The 17,454-nt window shown below is 32.7% G+C and carries 13 protein-coding genes; 6 read left to right on the top strand and 7 right to left on the bottom strand.

Translation table 11 applies throughout. The features are described from left to right. Positions 1-86 precede the first annotated feature (86 nt). From FUA26_RS03290 to FUA26_RS03275, 4 genes are read left to right on the top strand one after another with little or no spacing between them, the layout of a single operon-like run. The gene (locus tag FUA26_RS03290) at positions 87-587 is read left to right on the top strand and encodes a GbsR/MarR family transcriptional regulator (protein WP_147131522.1); all 501 of its coding nucleotides are present in this window, start codon (positions 87-89) and stop codon (positions 585-587) included. A gap of 4 nt (positions 588-591) precedes the next feature. Then, a complete protein-coding gene (locus FUA26_RS03285) occupies positions 592-1,731 on the top strand; it encodes an efflux RND transporter periplasmic adaptor subunit (RefSeq protein ID WP_147131519.1) in 1,140 nt (379 codons plus the stop codon). Between the two features lie 27 nt (positions 1,732-1,758). Beyond that, positions 1,759-4,896, top strand: a complete 3,138-nt coding sequence (locus tag FUA26_RS03280) for an efflux RND transporter permease subunit (protein ID WP_147131516.1) — start codon at positions 1,759-1,761, stop codon at positions 4,894-4,896. 4 nt (positions 4,897-4,900) lie between these two features. Further along, positions 4,901-6,310, top strand: coding sequence for an efflux transporter outer membrane subunit (locus FUA26_RS03275; protein WP_147131513.1), 1,410 nt, complete (start codon positions 4,901-4,903; stop codon positions 6,308-6,310). A gap of 121 nt (positions 6,311-6,431) precedes the next feature. Here FUA26_RS03275 and FUA26_RS03270 read toward each other — a convergent pair whose 3' ends face one another. Continuing rightward, positions 6,432-8,018, bottom strand: a complete 1,587-nt coding sequence (locus FUA26_RS03270) for a sulfatase (RefSeq protein WP_147131511.1) — start codon at positions 8,016-8,018, stop codon at positions 6,432-6,434. A 102-nt stretch (positions 8,019-8,120) separates the two neighbouring features. On the opposite strand from FUA26_RS03270, the gene FUA26_RS03265 reads away from it, so the two are divergent. Further along, the gene (locus FUA26_RS03265; protein WP_147131509.1) at positions 8,121-8,516 is read left to right on the top strand and encodes a hypothetical protein; all 396 of its coding nucleotides are present in this window, start codon (positions 8,121-8,123) and stop codon (positions 8,514-8,516) included. Between the two features lie 69 nt (positions 8,517-8,585). Here FUA26_RS03265 and FUA26_RS03260 read toward each other — a convergent pair whose 3' ends face one another. The 3 genes from FUA26_RS03260 to FUA26_RS03250 form a co-directional block, all read right to left on the bottom strand. After that, positions 8,586-9,038, bottom strand: coding sequence for a hypothetical protein (locus tag FUA26_RS03260; protein ID WP_147131506.1), 453 nt, complete (start codon positions 9,036-9,038; stop codon positions 8,586-8,588). A gap of 97 nt (positions 9,039-9,135) precedes the next feature. Further along, positions 9,136-9,510 (bottom strand): hypothetical protein, encoded by a 375-nt coding sequence (locus FUA26_RS03255; RefSeq protein ID WP_147131504.1) that lies wholly within the window; start codon positions 9,508-9,510, stop codon positions 9,136-9,138. Positions 9,511-9,561: 51 nt separating this feature from the next. Beyond that, the gene (locus tag FUA26_RS03250) at positions 9,562-10,563 is read right to left on the bottom strand and encodes an NAD(P)H-dependent glycerol-3-phosphate dehydrogenase (protein ID WP_147131501.1); all 1,002 of its coding nucleotides are present in this window, start codon (positions 10,561-10,563) and stop codon (positions 9,562-9,564) included. A 134-nt stretch (positions 10,564-10,697) separates the two neighbouring features. On the opposite strand from FUA26_RS03250, the gene FUA26_RS03245 reads away from it, so the two are divergent. Beyond that, positions 10,698-11,636 (top strand): nicotinic acid mononucleotide adenyltransferase, encoded by a 939-nt coding sequence (locus tag FUA26_RS03245; protein WP_147131499.1) that lies wholly within the window; start codon positions 10,698-10,700, stop codon positions 11,634-11,636. Between the two features lie 114 nt (positions 11,637-11,750). On the opposite strand, the gene FUA26_RS03240 is transcribed toward FUA26_RS03245, so the two are convergent. Genes FUA26_RS03240 through FUA26_RS03230 form a run of 3 tightly spaced genes read right to left on the bottom strand, consistent with a single transcriptional unit; the run spans position 11,751 to position 17,402 of the window. Then, a complete protein-coding gene (locus tag FUA26_RS03240; protein WP_147131497.1) occupies positions 11,751-12,584 on the bottom strand; it encodes an alpha/beta hydrolase in 834 nt (277 codons plus the stop codon). A 15-nt stretch (positions 12,585-12,599) separates the two neighbouring features. Next, on the bottom strand, positions 12,600-12,962 hold the full coding sequence (locus FUA26_RS03235; RefSeq protein WP_147131494.1) for a methylglyoxal synthase: 363 nt from the start codon (positions 12,960-12,962) through the stop codon (positions 12,600-12,602). Continuing rightward, complete coding sequence (locus tag FUA26_RS03230) at positions 12,963-17,402, bottom strand: CheR family methyltransferase (RefSeq protein WP_147131492.1); 4,440 nt, start codon at positions 17,400-17,402, stop codon at positions 12,963-12,965. Positions 17,403-17,454: the final 52 nt, after the last annotated feature.

Here is a 17,454-nt window from a genome sequence, read left to right as displayed (position 1 = left end):
ATATATTTAACAACACTTTAACTTCGTTTAGTTCGGTTTGTTCCGAACCTAATGTATTTTTGCAGCATAATTTTTTAAAATAATTTATGACGAAAGATATATGTAGCAAAAAAATGGCACTAGTTGAAAAACTTGGTGTGCATTTAGAAAGCAGAGAAAACCTAGCACCTGTTGCTGCGCGTATTATGGCATATGTAATTTTAACAGGTAAACGTGGCACTACGTTTGATGAAATGGTTACGGTACTTCAAGCAAGTAAAAGCACCATTTCTACGCATTTAAACCACTTGCAAGATTTAAAGAAGTTAGAATACTTCACTAAAACTGGTGACAGGAAAAAGTATTTCATCATTAATAAAGATTCTGTTTTACATCATATTAATGAAATGATTAAAGAATGGGAAGAAGTTGCTACACTTCACAAAGAAATGAAAGCATACAAAGAAGCCATTAACGAACATATTACAGATGAAGAAGAAAAATTCGATTTAACGTTTCATAACGATTATTTGAAGTTTGTTAGAGATGCTTCAGCTTCAATAGAAAACTTAAAAGAAAACCTAATTAAAAACAAATTCAACCTTTAAAATAATGACAACAAATAAATTAATTTCAATATTAACCATAGCTAGTGTTTTTCTAGTCGTGGTTAGCTGTGGTAATAAAGACAATGCGCAAGCAGCTGCAGCACAACAACAGCAAGTGTTGCCATTTCCGGTAACTCAAATTCAAACCCAAACAGTACAAGGTTTTAACGAATATCCTGTAAATATAGAAGGTATTGTAAACAGTGATGTGCGTGCAAAAACTTCGGGATACATTCAAAAAGTATTGGTAGACGAAGGCGCTAGAGTACGCAAAGGTCAACCGCTTTTTAGGTTAGAAACGCAATCGCTAAGTCAAGATGCCGAAGCGGCAAAAGCACAAGTTAACGTGGCTCAAGTTGAGGTTGATAAGTTAAAACCTTTAGTAGAAAAAAACATTATTAGTCCTGTACAACTAGAAACTGCAAAAGCCAATTTAGCACAAGCCAAAGCGGCTTACAGCAGTATTGCTGCAAATATTGGTTACGCAACCGTAAAAAGTCCGGTTGATGGTTACGTAGGTTCTATTAATTTTAGAGAAGGTGCTTTAGTAAGTGCTGCCGACGCAACACCATTAACTACGGTTAGCGATATTAGTCAAGTATATGCGTTTTTCACCTTAAACGAAGCGCAATACATAGACCATTTAAAACGAATGACAGGTAAAACCAAAGCAGAACGTATTAAAAATTCGCCAGACGTAAGTTTGGTATTGGCAAATGGCGATATATATGCTGAAAAAGGTCGTATTCAAACCAGTACTGGTCAAATTAGCGAAACAACTGGTACCATTAAAGTAAGAGCAGCTTTTGATAATCCAAACGAGCTTTTAACTAACGGAAACAGCGGTAAAATACGTATTCCTTCAACTTATGAAAATGCAGTAGTTGTACCACAATCGTCAACCTTTGAGCAACAAGGTAAAGTGATGATTTATACGTTAGGCGAAGACAATAAAGTAAGCAGTAAAATTATTGAAGTTGAAGCTAAAGTAGATAATCTATATGTGGTAAAATCGGGCATTGATGCTAGTACCAAAATTGTGGCATCTGGTGTTTCAAAATTACGCGATGGTATGCCAATTGCGCCACAAGAAATTCCGTTTAACGAAGCCACTAAAAAAGTAGCTACTTTATTTAAAAACTAAATTATTCCTTAAACATATTTATTAGTTATGTTAAAAACATTTATTGAAAGACCAGTGCTTTCAACAGTAATCTCTATTATCATAGTTATACTAGGTGTTATCAGTATAACATCCTTACCTATAGAGGAATATCCAGATATTGCGCCGCCAACTATTAAGGTTACGGCTAACTATACAGGTGCAAATGCAGAGACTGTTTTAGAGAGTGTAATTGTACCTATTGAAGAGCAAATTAATGGTGTAGAAGGTATGACGTATATTACATCTACAGCATCAAATAATGGTACTGCCGAAATTACCGTGTATTTCGACCAAACTATGGATGCCGATATTGCTGCGGTAAACGTTCAAAACCGTGTAGCACGTGCAAATCCGTTGTTACCTTCAGAAGTTATCCAAACTGGTATTGTAACGCAAAAACAAGAAACCAGTGCATTAATGTTTATTGCTATGTATTCTGATAGCGAAGATTATGATGCTACTTTTATTCAGAATTACTTAAAAATAAACGTAATTCCTGCAATGCAGCGTATTAAAGGTGTTGGTGATGTATCTGTATTTTCTCAACAAGATTACGCTATGCGTGTTTGGTTAAAACCTGAAAAACTAGCAGCTTATAATTTAATTCCATCAGATATTACAGCTGCTTTAAACGAGCAGAATTTAGAAGCTGCAGCTGGTTCTTTAGGTGAAAATAATGGTGAGTCGTTCTCTTATATTTTAAAGTATAGCGGAAGATTTAAAGAAGAAGGACAGTATGCAGACATCGTAATTAAAGCTTTAGGAAATGGCGAATATTTACGATTAAAAGATGTCGCAGATATCGAGTTAGATGCGCAATCGTATTCATCTAACGCCACAAGTTTAGGACATCCAGCGGTATTTATGGGAATTTTCCAAACCAAAGGATCTAACGCTGCCGAAATTATTGAAAACATAAAAACCACCTTAGCAGATGTTGAACAAGGTTTGCCTGATGGCTTAAACTTCTTTGTACCTTACGATACAAGTTTATTCTTAAACGCATCTATAGACAAGGTAATTAGCACACTTTTAGAAGCCTTTTTATTGGTGTTCTTAGTGGTGTTTATCTTCTTGCAAGATTTCCGTTCTACATTAATTCCTGCAATTGCAGTACCGGTTTCTATTATTGGTACTTTCTTTTTCTTAAATGTTTTTGGCTATTCCATAAACCTATTAACACTTTTCGCATTAGTGCTGGCTATTGGTATTGTGGTAGATGATGCTATTGTTGTTGTAGAAGCTGTACACGCCAAAATGGATGAAGGTGAGAAAAAACCGAAAAGCGCCACATTAAAGGCTATGAGTGAAATTTCGGGTGCTATTATTTCTATTACGCTTGTAATGGCAGCGGTATTTATTCCGGTAACTTTTGTAACTGGTCCAACAGGTGTATTCTACGAGCAGTTTGGCGTTACTTTAATTATAGCCATTTTAATTTCGGCAGTAAATGCCTTAACGTTAAGTCCGGCATTATGTGCATTGTTATTAAAAGAACATAAAGACGATGAAGAATTAAAAGGAAAAAATGCACTTCAAAAATTCTATACTGTATTTAACAGAGGATTTGATGCAACGGTAAATAAATACGGTAAGTCATTACAGTTTTTATATAAAAACAAGTTTGTATCAGTAATGTTATTAATCATTGCTGGTGTAGGTATTTATTGGGCTGCAACAACAACACCAACAGGATTTGTGCCAAATGAAGATAGAGGAATTATTTTCGCAAATATAGAATTACCTGCAGGTGCATCATTAGACCGTACCGAAGCAGTAACTAAAGAATTATACGCAAAAATTAAAGACCTTGATGGTGTAACGGATGCTAGTTTTATTAAAGGACGAAGTTTAATTAGTGGTGCTGGTAGTAATTTTGGTATTGGTTTCGTGAAGTTAGATGATTGGTCTGAAAGAGAATCTGAAGCCTTATCTGCACAAGCCATAACAGGAAAATTATTTGGTATTGCGGCAACTATTCCAGAAGCAAAAATTATTTTCTTCTCGCCACCAAGTATTCGTGGTTTCGGTAACTCAGCTGGTTTTGAGGTGAATTTATTAGACAAATTCGGTGGTGAATTTACCGATTTAGATAAAGCAAATAAAGAGTTTGCAGCAGCCTTAATGAGTCATCCAGAAATTCAGTATGCGCAATCAGCATTCAATACTAATTATCCACAATACGAAATGGAAGTTAATGTGCCTTTAGCTAAAGAAAAAGGTGTCGCTATTAACAGCATTTTCGGGACGCTTCAAGGTTATATTGGTGGAATTTACGCGTCAGATTTTAGCCGATTTGGTAAACAGTATCGTGTATACATTCAGTCGCTACCAGAAGACAGAGCTGATGAAAACGACCTAAACAGTATGTATGTGAGAACTAGTTCTGGTGAAATGACACCAATTACACAGTTTGTAACTTTAAAACGTGTGTATGGTCCGCAATCGGTAACGCGTTTCAACCTATTTAATTCAACAAATATAACAGGTGCAACTAATCCTGGATTTAGTACAGGTGATGCTATTAGAGTGATTGAAGAAGAAGTGGCAAAACTACCAAGTAATTACACCGTTGCATATTCTGGTTTAACACGAGAAGAGGTAAATGCAGGTAACCAAACTACGTTTATTTTCATCTTAAGTATTCTGTTTGTGTATTTCTTATTAAGTGCGCAGTATGAGAGTTATATTTTACCATTTTCGGTATTATTATCGCTGCCATTTGGTGTATTTGGTGCGTATATAAGCACGAAATTCTTCGGATTGGAAAACAATATCTACTTCCAAATTGCACTGATAATGCTGGTTGGTCTGTTGGCTAAAAACGCCATACTTATTGTTGAGTTTGCATTGCAACGACGTAAACAAGGTGAAAGTATTGTAAATGCCGCAATAGATGGCGCTAAGTCTCGTTTACGACCAATTTTAATGACATCGTTCGCCTTTATACTTGGGTTAATGCCACTTGTATTAGCCAAAGGTGTTGGTGCCGAAGGAAATAATTCTATTGGTACAGGTGCAGCTGGCGGAATGTTAATAGGAACCATTTTAGGTGTATTTGTTATCCCAATTTTATTCATCTTTTTCCAATGGTTACAAGAAAAAGTATCGCGTAAACCAGAAGTAGAAACAATTGAAGCTTAAAAAAATGAAATCAACTATAAATAAAAATTTTAGTAAAGGCGCATTAGTTTTAATGCTGGCGCTAACACTGCAAAGTTGTTTTGTGGCGAAGGATTACACACGTCCTGAATTAGAAGAAACAGAACATTTGTACAGAACCGATAACTTACCACAAGACAGTATCTCGTTAGCAGATGTATCGTGGAAAGATATGTTTAAAGACCAATATTTAGCGCAATATATTGAAGAAGGTCTTCAAAACAACTTAGATATTCGTGTGGCTATTCAGCAAATTGCTATTGCTAATGCCTATATGAAACAAGGTAAAGCAGGTTATTTACCAACGTTAACTGGTACAGCCCAAGCAACACATCAAGAACTGTCTGAAAACAGTCAGTTTGGTGGTTTTTTCTCGTCTGTAGATCAATATGAATTATCAGGAAGTTTATCTTGGGAAGCCGATATTTGGGGTAAAATAAGAAGTAATAAACGCGCAGGTGAAGCTAGTTATTTACAAACAGTAGCAGCGCATAAAGCTGTAAAAACCGAATTAATTTCGGCAATAGCCTCAACCTATTATCAGTTATTAGCGTTAGATGAACAATTAGAAATTACTGAAAGAACTATTGCCACCAGAGATAGTAGTGTTTACACTATTAAAGCATTAAAAGATGCCGGAAACGTAACACAAGTTGCAGTAGACCAATACATAGCGCAGTTTAACAACGCCAAAGCGTTAAAAGTAGATTTACAAGCAGCCATTTTTAGAACAGAAAATACGTTGAATTTTTTATTAGGAAGACCTGCAGAACCGATTGAACGTAGTAAGTTAACCGAGCAACAGTTAAATGAAAACATTACACTTGGCGTGCCAGCAACCTTGTTGAGAAACAGACCAGACGTTATTGCTTCAGAATATAATTTAATCAATGCGTTTGAGCTAACCAATGTGGCAAAAAGTAACTTTTATCCATCGTTAACTTTAACGGCAAGTGGCGGATTTCAAAGTTTAGAATTAGATAAATTATTTAATGCTAATTCATTATTTGCAACAGTTGTTGGTGGTTTAACACAGCCAATTTTTAATCAGCGTAAAATAAAAACACAACACGAAGTAGCCAAAGCACAGCAAGAACAAGCGCTTTTAAACTTTAAGAAAACCTTGTTAACTGCAGGAAACGAAGTGTCGAACGCACTTTACGTTTACAATGCTGAAACCGAAAAATTTGAATACCGTAAAAATGAAGTTGAAGCGCTACGTCAAGCCGAAGCAAACTCAGAGGAATTATTGCAAAACGGTTTAGCTAATTATCTAGATCTATTAACAGCAAGAGAAAGTGCGCTTAATGCTGAGTTAAACGTTATAGACAACAAATTACAACAATTGCTAAGTGCGGTAACTTTATACGAAGCACTTGGTGGTGGTTGGAAATAATATTAAAAAAGCAGAAAGCAAAAGTTAAATCATAGTTACTATGATTTAGGTTTGATTGTTGTTTTGGTTTGTGAGAGAGGGTTTAAATAGTTAATATTTAAATCCTCTTTCTTTTTTAATATTAGTCGTTAGTTACTTTACTGTTCCACCAATTAGCGTTAGGTTCAAAATCTTCCGATAGTACTTTTAAACGCTCTTTTTCCTTGTTAGGTAATAAGGTGTTTATAATATCGTTATCACGTTGTTGATCTTTTTCAGCATCGTATAAAGTATCTTTTTTAGGAAACTTAGCCTGCACTTCATCTAGCCAATTTAGCAACTGTTTTTCTAGTTTTGTGGTTAAAGTAGTTTGCGCTTTGGCCAAATTGTTTTTTTCATAAGGGTCTGTTTCTAAATCATACAACTCATTACGGTTGTCTTCCCAATAATAGATTAATTTCCAGTTGCCGTTTCTAATTATTGAAGAAGGTTCGCCTCCTTGATTCCCGTAGTGCGGATAATGCCAATACAGTGGGCGGTTGGCCATTTTAAAGGTGTTATCTTTTATAATAGGTTTTAAGCTAATACCATCAATATGTTGTTTGGGCAATAAATTTATACCAGCTAAATCTAAAATTGTAGGATAAAAATCAGAACCCATAACAGGATAATGTATTTGTGATGCCTTAATACCTGGTACTTTAATAAAATACGGCTCTCTAATACCACCTTCCCATTGATATCCTTTACCGCCTCTTAAAGGTAAATTTGAGGTTGAAAATGAATCTCCTGAAGACACACCTCCGTTATCTGAAGTAAAAATAACAATAGTGTTATCATCAATACCTAATGTTTTTAATGTATTTAATACCTCGCCAACTGCATCATCAGTACTTTCTACTAAACCGGCATAAATAGGATTATCTTGTTTTTGGCGAATTGGTAGCACGCGTTCCATAATATATCCAGTACTATCAATGCCTAATCTAGCAGCTTTATCTCGGTATTTTTGCCATTTTTGTTGCGTAGTTTCAATAGGCCCATGAACAGCATAAAATGATAAAAACGCAAAAAATGGCTGTTCTGTATTATTTTTTATGAAGTTTGAAGTTTCTTTTGCTAAGCGCATAGTTAGGTTTTCGCCATCATATGAATTTGGAAGTTTCGGGTTTTTCCAAGGTGAAAAATAACCACCTCTTGGGCCACCAGCTTCATAACCGCCAATATTAATGTTAAATCCATGATCTTCAGGTAATGATCCGGTGCTGCCTAAGTGCCATTTTCCGGCAAAAAATGTATTGTATCCGGCATTTTTCATGGCTTCGGCTAAAGATATATCGTTGTGTGGTAATTGATGTTTGTATTCAGCAGGTAGCAGCTTGTCATGGCGTTTACGGTCTCTCCAAGCTTCGCCGCTTTTGGCTCCAATCCAGTCTGTAATTCCGTGTCTAGCAGTAAATTTTCCAGTAAAAATACTAGCTCTAGATGGGCTACAAACGCGGCAATTGGCATAGCCTTGAGTGAATACGGTTGCGTTTTCAGCTAAATTATCTATGTGTGGTGTTTCATAAAAATTACTACCGGTATAGCTTAAATCATTCAAACCTAAATCATCAACTAAAATAAAAAGTACATTGGGTTTTTTTGTGGTTTTAGAAGGTTCAGATTTACAAGAAATTAAGCATAATGATATTGTAAGTACACTGAATATAGGTTTTAAAAAAGGCATAGTTTAATGTTGAATAGCTGATATACAACTAAATTAAAGTTTTTATTTAAAACATTAAATGTTTAAACTACTATTTTTGCACCTGTAAAAACTGAATTTAACATGAAAAAGGATATTGAAATACCAAAGGTTGAAGGTGTTTATGTGGCGGTTGTTAATGAGTATAACGAAACCTATAAAACCCAAGATTGGAATGCTTATATTATAAATGATAAAACGGTAGATTTAGAAATGGTAATTATTGTTACCAGTGGTTATGCTGAAGGTAAAACAACATCGGTTTTTAGAAAAAAAATAGATAAACTACCTAAAAAAAGCTATGCTAAAATAGAGTTGATGCAAGAGGCTTTGTTTGAAATAAATAATACGTTCAAAGTATCGTTTTTTGAAGGTAATAAAATGTTTGATAAAACGTATTTGTTTAGAAAAAACACCATAAACTTAAATGCTTTACAGCCTATTCCATTAATGGATGTAAAAGGTGTTTTGGTAAAGTAAAAGTGCCTGTTTGAAAGTTTTAATTTTCTTGATAAATAATGTTACTATCAAACAGACACGTTTTTTAAATTAGGCTGCTATTTTAATGTGTTTATTAAAAGTGTTAACCCATTTTTTAGAGAAAATAGTTTCGCCATTTAAAGGTGGGTCTTGTGCTTCATCATAAACATTAAAACTACCTTCTTGGTTTGATAGGTGTTTAAAACAAATATCTGCCGAAATTATAACATTTTTATTATTGTGTTTTACATTTAAAAAACAATGCTCTGTTTCTTTAAGGTTTACAACAGTACTTTCATTATTTTTAATATAAAATGCTAAATTATTTACCGTATCAATAGCAATTATTGATGTGTTAAAAATTTCAAATGTTGTAATTGTTGCATTATGTTTTTGTGCAACGGTATTTAATGTATTTAATAATGTTTGTTTTTGCTTTTTTTTAGATATGTAAAAAAGTATAAAAGGTATAGCGCAAATTAAGGCTAAAACAACGCCAATAATGGTGTTTTGTATGTCCATTTTTTTATGTTTTTAAGTTAAAATAAGTGTGTAAGAGGTTATTTTGGTCTAATTGTTTTTAAACCAAATAACATACAATGTAAAAAGAACACGTAACTTAAAAATGGTTGTGAAAAGGAAAGATTATGTCCGTTTTTTTAAACGGTACAAATACTTGGTTTTGTGTTTTTAAAATAACACCACATGCTAATGAAAAAAAAGTAACCTGATATTGCAAGTTTGTAAAACCACCAAAAGCAATATTTGGTTGTGTGTGCCTAACCGTATCAACTAGGTTAAATACAATGTTTTCTGCATTATTAGCATGAATAGCTACTTTGTTTGGCTGAGAAACATTACTTAAATACGCGTTATTATTGGTATTAGTAATATTAGCAATAACAGCTACATCTTTGCTATTAGTATTTACAGCAAAGGTGTTAAGGCTTGTAAAGCAACTAAGCGTTAATAAAAAGAAAATTAACTTTTTCATGGTGCAAATGTAGTTTAAACTAAATTACACCATACGTTGTAAATGTTAATTTTAATCTAATTTTTCGGTAAGTTTTTTAAATACTTTTTTGGGGTTTTTGTTTTCGTAAAGTATTTCATAAACTGCATTAATAATTGGCAAACGGGTTTTTTTAAGGTTTTTTTGGTTTAAAAGCTGTGCGCTTTTTGCGGCGTAGTAACCTTCGGCTACCATATTCATTTCCATTTGAGCAGATTTTACAGTGTAGCCTTTACCAATCATGTTACCAAACATACGGTTACGTGAAAACGTTGAGTAGCCCGTAACTAATAAATCACCTAAATAAGCAGAGTTATTAATGTTACGTTTCATTTTATGCATTTTTTTAATAAAACGGCGCATTTCTCTAATGGCATTGCTCATTAAAACACTTTGAAAATTATCACCATAGCCTAAACCATGAGCAATACCGGCAGCAATGGCATAAATGTTTTTAAGCATTACGGCATATTCAACACCTATAATATCATCACTAATTTTAGTTTTTATATAGTCTGAAGATAGGCTTTTAGCAATTATTTTAGCTTTCAGGGTATCAGAACATGAAATAGTAAGGTATGATAAGCGTTCTAAAGCCACTTCTTCGGCATGGCATGGGCCAGCAATAACCGCAATATTTTCATAGGGTATTTTGTAAACCTGATGAAAATGTTCACCTACTAATAAACCAGACTCTGGCATAATACCTTTAACAGCCGATACTATTATTTTATTTGAAATATCAACATGCAGTTTTTCTAATTCAGTATGAATAAATGCTGAAGGAATAACAAAAAACAAAACATCGGCCCATTCTGCAATTTCATTTATATCATTACTAAGCTTTAATTGTTCTAAATGAAACTCTACTGAACTTAAATAATTGGGGTTGTGTTGTTCTTTTAAAATATGTTCTTTGGTATAAACACTTCGCATATACCAACCAACTTCATTAATATTTTCACACAGCATTTTTACAATAGCTGTTGCCCAACTTCCACCACCAAAAACCGCATATTTTAAAGGCTTTTCCATAAAAAGTTTGTCTTTTTTAGCTGTTCAAAAGTACATAAAATTATTAAAGGCAAAAGCAGCTTAATGTATTAATAACATTTTTTTGGCACAGGTTTTGAAAACCAATTACATGTAAACCCTAAAATAACGAGATTATGAAGACTGTAAAATTACTTTTAAGCTTTGTTTTAATTGCCAGCGTATTTACATCATGTTATACCGAAGTTCATGTTGATGATTATGTTGAAGAACCACCAATTTCAATACATCAATTATTAAGCTCTTATGAATTATGGTATGTAGATATTAATGCAACCCAAGGTTATGGTGAAACACCGTTTTTACAAAAGGCTTTTACAATATCATTTAGAGGTGGTGTAGTTTATGCAAACAATAATATAGTTGGTTTGGGCAATAGCGGAAATGGCTTTGGAATTGATGTAGCTGAATACGATGCTTACAATATGATTTTAGATGTACAACATGATATTGATGGGTTTTCAACCTTTGATGTATATCAAATAGATGGAAATACTATTGAGTTATATAACCCAGATAATGATACATCGTACTTTTTAGATGGATACCAGCGTAGTAATTTTGATTATGATTTTGTGTTTTATGACAATATTCACTACTTCTTACAAGAATATGAAGCTTGGGAAAAAACATATACCAGTGATTTTGGAGCCATTAATGAGTTTGATAACGAAAACTTTTTAGCGTTTTTAGCTAGTGGAAATGACTCTGAATTCTGGAGTTCACAAGATCCTTCGGGTACAAACGTAAATAATTTACAGTGGGATTATACTGGGGTTTATGGTGTTGGAAATGTGGCAGGAAACATGTACTTAAAAACTTTAACATTAGATTATGATTTCTTCAACAATGAATACTTTGAATTAAGCGTTATTAATGATGTAACTATAGAGCTATATCACCCATCATCTGAAACGGTATATGAGTTTAAAGGAAGAGGTTACATACAGTATTTAAAAAATGCTGATAGTACAAGTAAAATAAAAATAGAAAAGAAACGAAAGTTTAAAAATAAAAGGGTAGATAACCCTAGAGAAAGTAAAAGAAGTATTTAAAATATAAGTAAAAACTAGTTTGCATTAACACCAAACGTAGTTTCACAAATTTTTTGGTTGGTTATTTAGTTAAGAAACCGTTTAAAGTGTTGTTACTTTAGGCGGTTTCTTTATTTATTCTTCTTTGTTAAAAATTTTTTCAAAGGCATCATACACTGCTAAATGTAAAACATCGCCATGGTTTTGTTTCTCAAAAAACTCAAAAAAAAGTTTTGTGTTTGTTGTTTTTTCGGTGTTTAGTTTGATAAATAATTCATTAGCAACACGCTCCATAGTTGGGCCTTCTTTACCAACAGCTATATATATAGATTTTTTCGAGTTGTAAGGCGTTGGTTTATATTTTAGCAATGACGCATCGTCCCACCATAAGCTAGGGCTTGCAATAATGTAATTATTAAATAAGTTGGGGTGTTTAAACAGAATTTCGGTAGCTAAAAGCCCGCCTAAAGATTGCCCAATTAATGTTTTTGTTGCATTGGTATTGTAATTTTGGTCTATAAAAGGTTGTAATTCGGTTTGTATAAACTTGATAAATTGTTCTGATTTTCCTGATGTTGGTAGTTCCTTTAAATCTAATTTGTTTTTTGAAGGATATGTAAAATCTCTTTTCCTATCAACATTTGAAATTCCTACAACAATTGATTCTGGTAGTATATTTATCCATGAGAAAGCCCCAAATTGAACAAGCCCCGTTATATGAATAAAATCTTCATCAATTGAGCCGTCTAAAAGATAAATAACAGGATACTTTTTTGATTTATTTTTAGAATATCCGTTAGGTAAATAAATGTTTAAAACTCTATTTTCGTTGAGAATGTTTGAGTGTAAATCTATTTTCTCACCAATTACAAGTTCTGATGATTTACTGGAAATATTTATGTTTTGGGCGTATAATAGCGTGCAAAACATTACACTTAAAAAAGGTAATAATGTTTTTATAAACTTCATAAGTTATATTAAAAATTAAAGACCTCTAACCAATAATTCTGCGGTAGCTGGGTTTGTAGCTAGTGGCACATCATGAACATCACATAAACGCATAAGCATATTTACATCAGGCTCGTGTGGGTGTTTTTCAAGTGGGTCTCTAAAAAAAATAACCATGTTACATTTACCCTCAGCAACTCTGGCAGCAATTTGAGCATCGCCACCTAATGGGCCAGAAAGCATTTTGGTAACCTCAATGCCTGCGTTTTCAACTTTGCTACCGGTTGTGCCTGTAGAAATTATGGTAATGTTTTTTTCTTGAAATTTTGTTTTATATTGGTTTAAAAACTGAACCATTTCAGCCTTTTTACCATCATGCGCTATTATTGCTATTTCCATTTAATTTGCCCATTTATTTAAAAGTTCAAACAATTCTTCTTTTACAACAGGTTTTGTTAAAAAGCCAACACAACCTTTGCTGTAGCATTTTTCTTTTTCTTCTGGCATAACGTAAGCAGATTGCATGATAACCTTAGCTTTTGGATTTATTTTTATTATTTCGTCTAAGGCATCAATACCATTCATTTGTGGCATTCTTATATCTAGCAAAGAAATATCTATTTTAGGGTTTTCTTTGTGTGCTTTTACTGCGGCTTTACCATTATTTGCAAAAAGTAAATTGGCACCTGTGTTTTTAAGTACAATTTTAAATAACAGCCTAATTAAAGAGTCATCTTCAGCAATTAAAATGGTTTTTCCGTTTAAAGATTTAACCGTTTCAAAATCAACGGCTTCTTTTTTGTCTGGTAAAATTTTTCCAACTTTTAAAGGTATATAAAATTTAAAGGTTGTACCAACATTAAACTCTGAATTTACTGTAATATCACCACCCAATAAGGTTACAAGACCTTTACAAATAGCTAACCCTAAACCAGTGCCACCATAATTTGCATTATCATTATAATTAACTTGTTTAAAGCGTTCAAAAATTTCCATTTGCTTACTTTTTTGTATGCCAATACCTTGGTCTTTAACAAAAAAGTTAATGTTATTTTTTTCAACGGTAAAGCCAAATGAAATTTCGCCTTTGTTAGAAAATTTAAGCGCGTTGTTTAGTAAATTAGAAAGTATTTGTTGCAGCCTTTGCGGATCTGTTAAAATAATTAAATCTTTATGCTGCTCAGGTATATAAGATTTAAAAGTAACCTCTTTTTTATACCTAGTGCGCTTAAGTTGGTTGTAGGTTATTTCTAAATTATTAATAAGTTTTGGTAAATGACACTCTTTGGTTACAATTTTAATTTCGTTTGATTCAATTTTGGCAATATCAATAATATCATCAATTAAATTTAAAAGTTGTTTAGAGTTGTTGTCTATGATTTCAAGGTATTTAAGCCTGTCGTTTGTTGATAACTGATCGTTTTTAAGCAACTCAGAAAAGCCTAAAACACCATTCATAGGTGTTCTAATTTCATGGCTCATATTGGCTAGAAAATGACTTTTGTGTGCGTTTGCAAGTTCAGCCACTTTTTTAGCTTTTATAAGTTCGGTTTCAGTGGTTTTTTGGTCTGTTATATTTTGTGCAGCACCTCTTAAGCCAATTACATTACCATCGTCATCTAAAACAGTTTCTCCACGTGCCCAAAGCCAGCGTTTATGGCCTTTTTTTGTAATTATGTTTAATTCTATTTCGTATGGTATGCCTGTTTTGGTAGTTTCGGCAACCGCATTTTCAAGTATTTTCCAGCTTTCATCAGTAAAAAAGTCTCTACTTTCGGTAAATGTTGGTGCGGGTAAATTAGGGTCGCAATCAAAAATTTTATAAAGTTCTATAGTCCAGGTAACTTCATCAGTATTTAAATTTAAATACCAACTACCAATTTGGGTTATTTCTTGTATGCGTTTTAATTCTTCAGTACTTTTTCTAAGCTCAATTTCACTTCTTTTTACTGCTGTTAAATCTGAAATTGTACCAGCAAATTCGCCTCTTCTAGGTGAAAAGGCATTTACAACAAAGTATTTTCCTAGGGCGTTAACATTGCCTTCAATGGTTCGTTTTTCGCCAGAAAAAGCTATTTCGGCATAATTTTGAATCCATTTATTAGGTTCATTAACTAGTTGAGGGAAAAATTCTGATACTTTTTTCCCTTTAACATCAGCAACTTTAATACCTGTAATTTTTTTATAAGCTGGATTTACAGTAATGTATTCCCAATCTATGGGTGTTCCTTTATTATCTGTTATTATTCTACAGTGAAAAAAACCTTCAGTTAAGTTTTCAAACAGCATTTGGTATTTTAAATCTGTTTGTGCTAATTCTTTTTCGGTTTCTTTTAGTTTGTTAATGTTGTTAAACGTTATTACTACACCATCAATAGTTTTGGTGGTTGTAATAAACGGGCTTATTCTTTTTAAATAGAAATTATTGTCTTTGTCTTGTACTTGTTTTTCAATGGTTATAAGTTTTGATAGTACAAGTTTAGAGTCTTCAATGATTTGATTTCTAATGGTTTCATCAAAATTTGATGTAAAACTTGAAAGTGTTCTTCCGTAGTCAGACTCTCTTAAATTAAAAACGTCGGTAAGTTCTGGTGTAAATTTTCTAATACGTAAGTCGGTATCTAAAAATAGGGTTCCAATATCCGTATTGTCTAAAAGGTTGGTTACATCATTACTTAAGTTTGTGAGTTCTTTATTTTTTTCTTGAAGTTCAGAATTTACAGTATACAACTCTTCGTTAACAGATTGAAGCTCTTCATTGGTGCTTTGAAGTTCTTCGTTTGAAGCCATAAGTTCTTCGTTTGAAGACTGTAATTCTTCATTACTAGTTTCTAGTTCTTCAACGGTGTTTTGTAATTCTGTTTTTACAATAGCTAATTCATTTTCTAAATCTTCTAAACGATGATTTGAAATTTCATCAGCAGTTATGTTGCTTATTAATAAAGGGTTGTTGTGGTTTATTTCAACTTCTTCGCTAAATTCTATTAAATAGCAATCTTGTAAGTTAAATTTATCATTTGGTATATGAAATGTTAGGTTAAATGTATAGTTATTGCCATTAACTTCATTAATAACATCTTTAATTATTATATCTTTTTTCTCAGTTTTTAGTCGCCTAATACCGCTTCTAATTATTGAGGCTATTTCAGGGTTTACAATTTTTAATAAGTTATTTTGAAAAACGCCCTCTTGATGTGATAATTTCTTGCCAGCATCACCTTTAATGAATAGAATGTTATAACTTCCATCTATAAATATGGCAGACGGACTGAACTTTTTGCTTAAGTATTTATGAAACACAACATCGGGAGCCTCTGGCGATGAAATATATTTTGCAGGTTCTGTTATTTTGGTTGGTGTTTTATATGCATAAGTACTAATACGCTCTGATAAGTTGTTTTTTGAAGGTGAAAACTTCTTGTTTTCAGATACGTTTTGATAAATTTTCCATTTTACATCAACAGGTTTAAAATATTTAGCAATATCACCTAAAGATTCACTGTTACCTAAAAACAAATAGCCAGATTTGTTTAGCGCAAACTGAAAACTATTAGTTACCTTATTTTGAATTTTATTATCTAAATAAATAAGTAGGTTTCTGCATGAAATTAAATCCATTCTAATAAAAGGTGGATCTTTTATTAAGTTATGGTTAGAAAACACAATACGCTCTCTTATGCGTTTTAAAATACGAATTTTATCGCCGGTTTTTAAAAAATAGTTTTCAAGGTATTTTTGTTCAATTTCATTAATAATATTAATGTGATATGAGCCTATACCTGCAATAGCCAAAGCTTTAGTATCAATATCTGTGGCAAATATTTTATAGTCTATTTTTAACTGGTTGGTGCGTATATAATCATCAAGTAAAATAGCAATAGAATACACTTCTTCGCCAGTAGAACAACCAGCAACCCAAACTCTAACGGTTTCATGTTCTGGTTTGTTTTTACATATATCTGGTATTACATTTTCTTTTAATATTTTAAAAGCTTCACTGTCTCTAAAAAAACGGGTTACGCCAATTAAAAAGTCTTCTTTTAAAATTCGTTTTTCTTCTTCATTACCAGCAATAAACGATGCATAATCAAACAACTGTTCAATGTTGTTAATATTCATGCGTTTTTCTAGCCTGCGTAGTAATGTGTTGCGTTTGTATTCTCTAAAATCTATACCAGAATGCCTGTAAATTATGGTTAATATATCATTAACGATAGATTCGTTTGATTTGCTTTTATGAAATTCTTTAGTAATAATTTGTTTGTCTATTGTTTGTTTTTGAAAAAGTTCAGCAATTTTTCTAGGGCTTAAAACATAATCAATAGCATTAGTATGTATGGCAGAGTTGGGCATGCCATCAAACTGCGTAGTTGTTGGGTCTTGCACAATGGTTGTACCGTTGCCTTCTTTAATGGTTTTTATGCCTCTAGAACCATCTGACCCTGTGCCAGATAATATAACACCAATGGCTTTTTCTTTAAACTCTTCACCTAAGGTGTGAAAAAAAATATCTATTGGTAAATTTAAGCTTTGCTTAGGGCCTTTATTTAATAAATAGAGTTTATTACCCTTTATATGTAGGTTTTTATTTCTCTGATTTAAATAAATGGCGTTAGGTTTAATAGTTTGCTTATCCTCAGCCGTAAAAATAGGCATGTTGGTGTGCTTACTAAGCAATTCTGGCATTAAGCTTTTAAAATCAGGCGAGAGATGTTGAATGATTATAAATGCCATCCCAGTGTCATTTGGTATGTGATCAAACAAGGTTTGTATAGCATCCAAACCGCCTGCCGATGCACCTATACCAACAACATAGAAGTTGGAATTTTTACTTTTCATTATTTTAGTGCTGAACTCGAGATTACACGAGCTAAAATACTGTTTTTTTCGG

The organism is Seonamhaeicola algicola (assembly GCF_007997385.1).
Taxonomy (GTDB): domain Bacteria; phylum Bacteroidota; class Bacteroidia; order Flavobacteriales; family Flavobacteriaceae; genus Seonamhaeicola; species Seonamhaeicola algicola.
The sequence above is the reverse complement of the archived record's forward strand: the minus strand, read 5'-3'. Positions and strand labels throughout refer to the sequence as shown.